The following is a 9,014-nucleotide window of genomic DNA, read 5'->3' as shown; positions in this document are numbered from 1 at the left end:
CCAGCTTGGGCTAACTCATTATTCGAAGACAACGCTGAATACGGATATGGTATGCACTTAGCTATCAAGAAAATCAGATTACAATTAAAAGAAAAAATGAAAGCATTCTTAGACTTGAACATTGAAAGTCCATTGAATGCACCATTCAAGAAATTTGTTGAAAACATGGACGATGTAGCTACATCTAAAGCATGTGCAGCAGAAATCTTACAACACTTAGATGATGACACTAATAACGCTGAAGCTGAAGAATTATTGAAATATATAAGAACAGACAGAGACTTCTTAATTAAGAAATCTGTATGGATCTTCGGTGGAGACGGTTGGGCTTACGATATCGGATACGGCGGATTGGATCACGTATTAGCATCAGGTGAAAATATCAACGTTATGGTATTCGATACAGAAGTTTACTCAAACACTGGTGGACAAGCTTCTAAATCAACTCCAACAGCTGCTGTAGCACAATTTGCCGCAAGTGGTAAGAAAGTTAGAAAGAAAGATTTAGGTTTGATGGCATCAACTTACGGATACGTATACGTAGCACAAATCGCTATGGGTGCTAACCAAAATCAAACATTAAAAGCTATTAGAGAAGCAGAAGAATATGATGGACCATCATTAATCATCGCTTACTCACCATGTATCAACCACGGTATTAAAGCTGGTATGGGTAAGAGCCAACGTCAAGAAAAATTAGCTGTAGAAGCTGGTTATTGGCACTTATACAGATTCGATCCAACTCTTGCAGAAGAAGGAAAGAATCCATTCCAATTAGACTCTAAAGAACCAACTGGATCATTCCAAGACTTCATCAGAGGAGAAGTAAGATACTTGTCATTACAAAAATCATTCCCTGAACAAGCTGAAGAATTATTCCAAGAAGCTGAAAGAGATGCTAAGGAAAGATACAACACTTACAAGAGAATGGCAGAAATGGATTATTCTAACTCAGTAGAAGATACAGATGCAGCAGATAAAGAAGAAAACCTTGAAAAAGAAGGCAAAAAAGTTGAATCTGTAGAAAAAGCTAAGGAAGAAGAAGGCGCAAAGAAAGAAGACGTCGTAAATCCAAATTCTACAAATAGATAATATAACAAAACACTGTGAGAGAAATCTTGCAGTGTTTTTTATTGCAAATTTTTAACAATTTGAAAAATCATTTATAGATTTTTTCTATAAATGAATTAAAACGTTATAACGTTGATATTTCAATGTTAAAACTAATAAAAAAATCAAGAAATTTTCTAATTTATTTAAAATCAAATGAAATTGGTAGGATTTATAGAAAGTTTCAATAAATGAAGAATTTTTAACAATATTTCTGGTCTTATTAGAGAATTGGTGATATCATATAATTGAAATATAAACTTTAGGAGGGTTTTATGAATTTTTACGAAGAGTCAAGAAAATTTGCATTGGAACACATCGAACCATATGCAAAAAGCTCAGATGAAGAAGGTAGATTTCCTGTAGAATCATTTGAAGAAATGGGAAAAGCTGGCTACTTCAAATTACTTATCCCAGAAGAAATGGGTGGTTTAGGAAAAACTGCTATTGAACACCAACAAGCTGTTTTAGCATTTGCTGAAAGCAACCCAACTGCTGGTCTTTGCTACATGATGCACAACGTAGCTTTAATGACTGTTCTTACTAATGGTAACGAAGAATTGAAGAAAAAAGTTGTTAAAGATATAGTTGAAAACAACAAATTCATGGCTTTAGCATATTCTGAATTCGGAACTGGTACTCACTTCTATATTCCAGAAATCAAAGTAACTAAAGACGGTGGAAAATTTGTTTTCAACGGAACAAAATCAATGGTAACAAGCGCAACTCATGCAAGTTATTACTTAATTTTAACTCCATCAACTGAAAAAGAAGGAGACATCAACAACTGGTTAGTTCCATTGGAATCTGAAGGATTAGAATTCAAGATGAGCCACTGGAAAGGTATTGGTATGAAAGGTAACGTTTCATGTCCAATGACTATGACAGATGTTAAATTAGACGAAGTTAACAGAATCGGTGAAGAAGGTTCAGGTGTTGACCAAGTATTTAACGTTGTAGCTCCATACTTCATTTTAGGTTTAGCAAGTGTATACACTGGATTGAACTTGAGATTATCAAAAGTTACAAATGATTACGCATTGAAGAGAAAATATCCATCAGGACAATGTTTAGCTAATATTGAAACAGTTCAATTACATTTAGCTAAGATTTACGCTAACGGAATGAGTGCAAAAGCTCTTACAGAATTAGCAGCAAGATCATTAGTAGACGGCGAAGCTGATGCAGTATGCAAGATTATCGCAGCAAGAGTAGCTGCTATCGAAAATGCAATAGAATCTTCAACACTTGCAATGAGAGTAGGTGGAGGTAAGACTTACAACTGTGCATCTGAAATTCAAAGATTAATGAGAGATGCATATGCAGGACAAATCATGGCACCATCACTAGACGTTCTTAACGTTTGGTTAGGAAAAGCTATCACAGGCCAACCACTATTATAATATTGTAAATTTATCGGAATTTATAAACAGTAAAGTTTTTGCTTACAAACAAATATTCTAGCTGTTTGTAAGTTCCGATTTTTATATGTACTTTATAGAAAAAATTTTATAAAATATATTAGTAGATATTTTTAGGAGGAATTAAATGAAAAAATTAAAAGTAGGTGCGGTTATTTACGCTCCAAGAGTAACAGTTATATGGGATTTAATTACAAAATTCTACGAAGAAAATGGCGCTGAAATCGAAGCGGTATTCTTCAAAGACTACAAATTACAAGTAGATGCTTTAATGAATGGCGAAATAGATGCAGCTTGGAATTCTCCATTAGCACAATTAGATGCTCACTTAAGATGTGATGGAAAAGAAAAAATCGGATGTATGAGAGATACAGACAGAGATAGACAAACTTATCTTGTAGTTAAAAAAGGTAAATTCGAAAATATTTCCGATTTAAAGGGAAAAACAATAGGATTTGGAGCTATTGATTCTCCACAAGCAAGACTTATTCCTATTAACTTCTTACACAACAATGGTTTGGAATTCGGTAAAGATTACACTGACAAAAGATTTGATATAGGTGTTGGTTTACACGGAGACCACGTTGGTGGCGAAAAAGACAGCATGATGGCTATGGTTAATGGCGAAGTTGATGCAACATTCTGCTTAGATCTAAACTATGATGCATGGATTAACGATGGAACTATCGACAAAAACGAAGTTGAAGTATTAGCTAAAACTGATAACTTTGATCACTGTGTATTCACATTTACTCCAGAAACATCTGATGAAGACATCAAAGCATTTGATGATATTATGTTCAAGATGGATTACAATAACGAAAAAGATAAAGAAATTATGGATCTTGAAGGATTGAAACAATGGGTTCCTGGTAGAAGAGATGGTTTCAAACAAATTACAGAAGCTAATGAATATTTAGGAAATTTCATAAAGGAATTCAATAGTGAACAATAAATTATTCAAGACCTCTTTGATAGGGTCTATGCCAAGAGGTAATGAAATATTAAAAGCTCGTAGGATGTTAAAGGCTAATATGATTAGCCTTTCTAACTACGAACAATTGGTATACGATAAGACGAAAGAAGTTGTACAATTACAAGAAGATTTGGATATCGATGTAATCACAAGTGGAGAAATAGAAAGAGATAATTACGTATCTTTTATTTCTGAAAAACTAGGTGGAGTAACTCAAATGAGCATGGCAGAGATGCTTGATTACGTCGATGATAAAAGAGAGTTCGAAAATATTTTGACAACATTGGATGTTCCTGCTACATCTATTAAGAACGCTATTTGTACTGGAAAATTGGAATATAAAGGAGACATTGTATCAGAAGAATTAAAGCTTTTGAAATCTTTGACTGATAAACCTGTTAAGATTACAATGCCAGGACCTTACTTGGTTACAAGAAGTATGTGGCTTGCAAATGTAAGCTCAAAATACTACGACAGCAAAGAAGATTTGGGAGAAGATGTTATAAACATTTACAGAAAAGAAATCAAAAATCTTCAAGAAATCGGAGTAGATGTAATTCAATTTGATGAACCAGTTCTTACAGAAATTGTGTTCACTGAAGGTAAGCCAAGAACATTTATGTGTGCATCTTTGTCTACTAGAAAAGATCCTACTGAAGAATTGAAGTTTGCAACACATTTGATAAAAAGCGTAATGGATAGCGTCGATAGAGATAAATCGATATGTTCACTTCACGTGTGTCGTGGAAACTGGAGTAAAAACGAAAGTATTTTATTGACAGGACCTTATACTCCGCTTTTAGATTTATTTGCAGATATCAATGCTGATTTATTGGCGTTAGAATTTTCAACTCCAAGAGCTGGAGAATTGAAAGCATTACTAGCTGATGAAAGAATCAACAACAAAGTGATTTTGGGACTTGGAGTGTTAAATCCAAGATTGGATGACAAGGAAGACACAGATGGAATTTACAAAAGAGCCAAGGAAGCCCTTACGTTTATCGACAAGGATAAATTGTGGCTAAATCCAGACTGTGGGTTTGCGACATTCTCTAATAGACCTGTAAATGAATACGACCACATTAGAGAAAAACTACAATCAATGATTGATGCTAGAGATAAATTGAGGAAAGAATATGAATGATGATATAAATTCATTCCAAAAAAGTTTCAGAGCTATTGTATCCGATGATTTGGTCAAAGTTTACAATGAAAAATCCTGTATTCCCGTAGATTCATCTATTTCTTTTGATTCAGAAAAAGAAGAATTCACATCAATTGATTTCTTCGTAAGCTCCATCGTTTCAGAGATGATTTTGACTATGATGAGAGTTGCGAAGAAAAGAAACACTATATTGCAAGATATCGAAGCTAAGGTGAACTTAGATATAGACAATCCGATGTATCTGTTAAATGTTATAGGTTTTGAAGATAAGAGTATTATTAATAAAATCAATATTGACATTTATTTCTTCTCATTTTATGAAGGAGAAGAACTACAAGAGTTTTTGGATGAAGTTTTGGATAGAACTTTGATTTACAATTCTATAAAAGATTTGGTAAATGTTAATTTTAAAACTGTTTTATAACTTGTAAATTATTTTATTTGTGATATAATATTAGAAAATATTTAAAAATATTAAATTCAATAGATAAGATAGTAGTATAAATGAAACTTCAAGAGAGGAAATGGTTGGTGCGAATTTCTAAGGGAAGTTTATATGAGTGGGGTTATCTGAATTTTGAATGAAATATAGTAGTTCAAAAAGTGATTCTCACTTTACAGGGATAGGATATGGAAGTATCTGAAAGAGATGTGTGCATTTGCACATAAATTAGGATGGTAACGCGAGTTTTGACACTTGTTCCTTTTGGGGAACAGGTGTTTTTTTATTATAAAGGCAGGTGAGTGTAATGAAATGAACTTATGAAATGATTTTAGAAGAGAAAAATTTTATAAAAAAGAAAGGAAGATATTATGGATTCAAAAAAATTAACAGTAAGTTCGATATTTTTAAGTGTAGGATTATTGCTTCATTACGTTACACCTGCGTTGTTTATGGGAGTAAAGCCAGATTTTTTATTAGTTATGATGTTTTTGGGGATTATTTTCATGGATAATGTGAAAGAAGCTTTTATGTTGAGTTTATTTGCTGGGTTACTTGCGGCTTTTACGACTAATTTTCCAATGGGACAACTTCCAAATATTTTAGACAAATTAGTTTCGGGAATTGTCGTATACTATTTATTCAAAGCTATGGGTAAAAACAATGCAAAATCAAATTTTGTATTTATGATAGGAACTCTAATTAGTGGGTTTGTATTTTTGGCGACTGCAATTCCATTGGGGATGGGAACTGAAAATTTTGCAAGACTTCTTTTATCGACGTTTTTTGCGGTGTGTGTTCCAACTTCGGTTTTGAATACTTTCGTAGGGGTTTTCTTCAAGAAAATAATGTATCGCACAAATTACGTAAAAATCAACGCCCAATAATGATATTTATCTAAAATTAGTATATACTATTAATATAGATAAAAATGAGGTGATTTTATGAAATACGCAGAAGAAGGCGTACAATATCATTTGAATATTAAAAAAGGAGATGTTGGAAAGTATGTTATACTTCCAGGAGATCCAAAAAGATGCGAAAAGATTGCAAAATATTTTGACGATGCGAAGTTAGTTGCAGATCACAGAGAGTATGTAACTTACACTGGAAGTTTGAATGGAGTAAAAGTTTCTGTGACAAGCACAGGAATTGGAGGAGCATCTGCAGCTATTGCAATGGAAGAACTTGTAAAAGCTGGCGCTGATACTTTTGTTAGAGTTGGAACTTGTGGAGGAATTCAAGAAGATGTAAAAAGCTCTGATGTAGTTATAGCGAGTTCTGCAATAAGAGCTGAAGGAACGAGTAAAGAATACGCTCCGATAGAATTTCCAGCAGTTGCAAACTTAGATGTGACAAATTCTTTGGTAAAAGCTTCGAAAGATTTAGGACAACATTACCACGTCGGAGTAGTCCAATGTAAGGACAGCTTTTATGGACAACATGAGCCTGAAAAAATGCCAATATCATATGATTTGTTGAATAAATGGGAAGCGTGGAAAAGTCTTGGCACATTGGCAAGTGAAATGGAATCTGCAGCACTTTTTGTGGTTGCAAATTACCTTAGAGTAAGATGTGGATCTTGTTTTTTGGTTGTAGCTAATCAAGAACGTGAGAAGAAAAACTTGGACAATCCTGTTTGCCACGACACTGATATAGCCATTAAAGTTGCCATTAACGCAATAAAAAATTTAATTGAAGAAGATAAGGCAGAATAAATTATTAAAATTCAAATATAAAATTTTGACAAATTATAAAGGCGATGTTATACTATAAATAGTTAATAACGTTTTCATTTTATCCATTAAATTGGATATCTCCTTATGTTTAAAAAAACAAAACTAGGTGTTGTGACCTAGTTTTGTTTTTTTAATTCATCTTGAAGTTTTTCTAATTGTTCGTACATATCATCATCTATTGTAACAATGTTTACGCTAGATTGTTTCCTTTTTCTTAACTTTGATCTTCTGAGATTTTCTTTTAAAGTAAGATAATTTTTCCAAAGCTCATTTGCACTAATTCTTATTCCGCCACGAGATAAAATAATTCGTTGAATCATTCCATCATTACTTGCGACATACATTTTGTCGTGCTTTTTCATATCGTTGACTTTTCTTTCGATGTATCTGTCTGCGGATTCGTGTTCTTTTGTGTAGACCACAGTTAAATTATCGCGTTTTTCTTCGATGCTCATTCCACCCTTTACAAGGTAAGCATCAAACACCACATAAACTTGTTCACCGCTTAGGTTTTGGTATTCTTTCATAATATCAATAAGTTCTTCACGAGCACTATCCAAGTCCACATCATTAGAAAGTTTGTACAAATTAGGCCATGCATTTATTATATTATAACCATCGACATAAAGATAAATTTGTTTATTTTTCATACCTTTGGCGTATGACTTCATAAATTAAAATGCTCGCAGCATTTGATGCGTTGAGTGATTCTGTTTTTCCATACATAGGGATTTTAATTAACTGATCACAATTTTCTCTGACTAATCTCGAAATTCCTTTGCCTTCGTTTCCAATTACAAGGCCGATAGGTCCTTTCAAGTTAGCTTGCGTGTGAGTTTGTAAAGCTTCGCCACAAGCCCCGTAAATCCATACGTTATGTTCTTTTAAATAATTAATTGTCGTGGTTATGTTGGTTACACGTGCGATTTTTATATTGAAAACAGCTCCTGCACTTGTTTTGATTGCAGTTGCATTGACTTCACAAGCTCGGTGTTTTGGAATTATAACTCCGTGGCATCCTGCAACTTCTGCAGTTCTAATGATGGATCCCAAATTGTGAGGATCTGTTATTTCGTCCAAAATTATCAAAAATGGATCTTCGTTTCTTTTTTTGGCGTAAATTATCATTTCATCAACGCTTGAATATCCGAAACTTGGCATTTTTGCCATAACACCTTGATGAGCGGTGTTTTCTGCGAATTTTTCGATGTATTTTTTATCGACGTATTCAATTTTAATTCCCATATCGTACGCTTTTTTTTCTATTTTTTTAATAAATCCTTTTAATTCGCCTTTTTGTATGTATAGATTGGTTACTCCCATATCCATTTCCAAAGCTTCCATAACAGGATTTCTACCGACTAAATATTGCATTTTTTCTCCTTATTCTTATCATTTTAATGGTATAATCTTATTAGATTATACAATATAAAGCAATTTCTTACAATTAATAGGAGGAACAAATGGGAAACGAAATAATGATGCAGGCTTTTGAGTGGTACTTACCAGATGATGGAAATTATTACAAAAACTTGACGAGAGAAGCGAAAAATTTAAAAGAAAAAGGGATTGATGCGTTGTGGCTTGCTCCAATGTTTAAAGCAACAGGAACAAATGATGTTGGTTATGGTGTGTATGATTTGTACGATTTGGGAGAATTTGATCAGAAAGGATCTGTGCGTACAAAATACGGAACTGTAGAAGAATTGAAAAAATTAATCGAAGTTTTGCACAAAAATGACATAAAAGTTTACGCAGATGTAATTTTAAATCACAAAGCTGGAGCAGATTTCTCAGAAACTTTTAAGGCTTACGAAGTGGATCCTAACGACAGGGCGAATAGAATTACTGATGCTTATGATATTGAAGCATGGACTGGATTTGATTTTAAGGGTAGGAACGGAAAATATTCTGAGTTCGTGTGGCATTTCCAACATTTTAATGGAGTTGATTTTGATAATAAACAACAAAAGAAAGCAATCTTTGAAATCGCTGGAGAAAACAAAGGATTTAGCAAGAATGTTTCCAACGAAAAAGGGAATTTCGATTATTTGATGTTTGCAGATATTGACCACAAAAATCCTGATGTTAAAGATGAACTTTTTAGATGGGGAGAATGGTTTGTGAATTATGTTAATGTGGACGGCTTCAGATACGACGC

Annotated in this window: 10 protein-coding genes; 8 read left to right on the top strand and 2 right to left on the bottom strand. The window is 33.3% G+C overall.

The window, feature by feature from the left end; translation table 11 throughout:
• From KHW44_RS03625 to udp, 7 genes are all read left to right on the top strand, one after another.
• On the top strand, positions 1–1,092 hold a 1,092-nt coding region (locus KHW44_RS03625), incomplete at its 5' end, for a thiamine pyrophosphate-dependent enzyme (protein ID WP_304066080.1).
• 293 nt (positions 1,093–1,385) lie between these two features.
• Positions 1,386–2,513 (top strand): acyl-CoA dehydrogenase family protein, encoded by a 1,128-nt coding sequence (locus KHW44_RS03620; protein WP_304066078.1) that lies wholly within the window; start codon positions 1,386–1,388, stop codon positions 2,511–2,513.
• A gap of 145 nt (positions 2,514–2,658) precedes the next feature.
• Positions 2,659–3,486 carry a phosphate/phosphite/phosphonate ABC transporter substrate-binding protein gene (locus KHW44_RS03615; RefSeq protein WP_304066076.1) on the top strand — a complete coding sequence of 276 codons (828 nt, stop codon included), beginning with the start codon at positions 2,659–2,661 and terminating at the stop codon, positions 3,484–3,486.
• A complete protein-coding gene (locus KHW44_RS03610; protein WP_304066073.1) occupies positions 3,476–4,651 on the top strand; it encodes a cobalamin-independent methionine synthase II family protein in 1,176 nt (391 codons plus the stop codon). The genes KHW44_RS03615 and KHW44_RS03610 overlap by 11 nt, the downstream gene beginning before the upstream one ends.
• Positions 4,644–5,096, top strand: coding sequence for an OsmC family protein (locus KHW44_RS03605; RefSeq protein ID WP_304066069.1), 453 nt, complete (start codon positions 4,644–4,646; stop codon positions 5,094–5,096). Before KHW44_RS03610 ends, KHW44_RS03605 begins: the two co-directional genes overlap by 8 nt.
• A 389-nt stretch (positions 5,097–5,485) precedes the next feature.
• Positions 5,486–6,001: a tryptophan transporter gene (locus KHW44_RS03600; RefSeq protein WP_304066066.1), complete on the top strand. Its 516-nt coding sequence runs from the start codon at positions 5,486–5,488 to the stop codon at positions 5,999–6,001.
• A gap of 57 nt (positions 6,002–6,058) precedes the next feature.
• Complete coding sequence (gene udp, locus KHW44_RS03595; RefSeq protein WP_294685389.1) at positions 6,059–6,832, top strand: uridine phosphorylase; 774 nt, start codon at positions 6,059–6,061, stop codon at positions 6,830–6,832.
• Between the two features lie 137 nt (positions 6,833–6,969).
• On the opposite strand, the gene KHW44_RS03590 is transcribed toward udp, so the two are convergent.
• Both KHW44_RS03590 and rlmB read right to left on the bottom strand, forming a co-directional pair.
• Positions 6,970–7,524, bottom strand: a complete 555-nt coding sequence (locus tag KHW44_RS03590; RefSeq protein WP_304066061.1) for an NYN domain-containing protein — start codon at positions 7,522–7,524, stop codon at positions 6,970–6,972.
• Positions 7,493–8,227 carry a 23S rRNA (guanosine(2251)-2'-O)-methyltransferase RlmB gene (gene rlmB / locus KHW44_RS03585; protein ID WP_304066058.1) on the bottom strand — a complete coding sequence of 245 codons (735 nt, stop codon included), beginning with the start codon at positions 8,225–8,227 and terminating at the stop codon, positions 7,493–7,495. The genes KHW44_RS03590 and rlmB overlap by 32 nt, the downstream gene beginning before the upstream one ends.
• Positions 8,228–8,316: 89 nt before the next feature.
• On the opposite strand from rlmB, the gene KHW44_RS03580 reads away from it, so the two are divergent.
• Positions 8,317–9,014: alpha-amylase family glycosyl hydrolase (locus KHW44_RS03580; protein ID WP_304066055.1), on the top strand; the 698-nt coding region annotated here is incomplete at its 3' end.

Origin of the sequence: Finegoldia magna, assembly GCF_018371055.1 — a bacterium.
In the GTDB taxonomy this organism is placed as follows: domain Bacteria; phylum Bacillota; class Clostridia; order Tissierellales; family Peptoniphilaceae; genus Finegoldia; species Finegoldia magna_I.
The sequence above is the reverse complement of the archived record's forward strand: the minus strand, read 5'-3'. Positions and strand labels throughout refer to the sequence as shown.

What these genes read in the sequence shown, in the direction of transcription:
- KHW44_RS03590 (WP_304066061.1), bottom strand. Translation starts at nt 7,524, where the DNA reads ATGAAGTCATACGCCAAAGGTATGAAAAATAAACAAATTTATCTTTAT.
- udp (WP_294685389.1), top strand. Translation starts at nt 6,059, where the DNA reads ATGAAATACGCAGAAGAAGGCGTACAATATCATTTGAATATTAAAAAA.
- KHW44_RS03615 (WP_304066076.1), top strand. Translation starts at nt 2,659, where the DNA reads ATGAAAAAATTAAAAGTAGGTGCGGTTATTTACGCTCCAAGAGTAACA.
- KHW44_RS03620 (WP_304066078.1), top strand. Translation starts at nt 1,386, where the DNA reads ATGAATTTTTACGAAGAGTCAAGAAAATTTGCATTGGAACACATCGAA.
- KHW44_RS03605 (WP_304066069.1), top strand. Translation starts at nt 4,644, where the DNA reads ATGAATGATGATATAAATTCATTCCAAAAAAGTTTCAGAGCTATTGTA.
- rlmB (WP_304066058.1), bottom strand. Translation starts at nt 8,227, where the DNA reads ATGCAATATTTAGTCGGTAGAAATCCTGTTATGGAAGCTTTGGAAATG.
- KHW44_RS03600 (WP_304066066.1), top strand. Translation starts at nt 5,486, where the DNA reads ATGGATTCAAAAAAATTAACAGTAAGTTCGATATTTTTAAGTGTAGGA.